The 1,052-nt window shown below is 46.2% G+C and carries 1 pseudogene; it reads right to left on the bottom strand.

Going from position 1 to position 1,052, the window contains the following annotated elements:
* Positions 1-1,052, bottom strand: a pseudogene (locus DBR40_RS26455) (hypothetical protein); the annotation flags it as partial.

Raw genomic sequence — 1,052 nt, forward strand, 5'->3', positions numbered from 1 at the left:
CCTGTGGCTCCTGCAGTACCTTGCGGGCCAATTGCACCTGTTGCACCAGTAGCACCCACTGCACCAGCCGCTCCAGTATCTCCTTTATCACCTTTCAAACCTTGTGCACCTGTAGCTCCTGCAGTACCTTGTGGGCCAATTGCACCTGTTGCACCAGTAGCACCTACTGCGCCAGCCGCTCCAGTATCTCCTTTATCACCTTTCAAACCTTGTGCACCTGCGGCTCCTGCAGTACCTTGTGGGCCAATTGCACCTGTTGCACCAGTAGCACCTATAGCGCCTGTTGCTCCAATATCTCCTTTATCACCTTTCAAACCTTGTGCACCTGTAGCTCCTACCAGACCTTGCGGACCAGTTGCTCCATCAACTCCATCCTTACCGTTCTTAATTGTTACCGTCCCCCCTGATCCATCGGTAATGGTTGTTGTACCATCAGTATTGTTGGTTAAGGTTACAGATTTACCGTCTACACCATTTGTCCCGTTTACACCGTCCTTACCATTTTTAATCGTTACCGTTCCTCCTGATCCATCAGTAATGGTTGTTGTACCATCAGTATTGTTGGTTAAGGTTACAGATTTACCGTCTACACCATTTGTTCCGTTAGTTCCGTTTACACCGTCTTTACCATTTTTAATCGTTACCGTTCCGCCTAATCCATCGGTAATAGTTGTGGTACCATCAATATTGTTGGTTAAGGTTACAGATTTTCCATCTACACCATTCGTTCCGTTTATACCGTCCTTACCATTTTTAATTGTTACCGTTCCGCCTGATCCATCGGTAATGGTTGTTGTACCATCAGTATTGTTGGTTAAGGTTACAGATTTACCGTCTACACCATTTGTTCCGTTTACACCGTCTTTACCATTTTTAATCGTTACCGTTCCGCCTGATCCATCGGTAATAGTTGTGGTACCATCGGTATTGTTGGTTAAGGTTACAGATTTACCGGCAACGCCTGCATCACCTTTATCCCCTTTTGGTCCGTTAATATTCGTCCAGGTATTTGTGCTTGGGTTATACACCCATGTGCCGCTATCGTTGGTTAC

Source organism: Pedobacter sp. KBW01 (genome assembly GCF_003852395.1).
GTDB lineage: Bacteria > Bacteroidota > Bacteroidia > Sphingobacteriales > Sphingobacteriaceae > Pedobacter.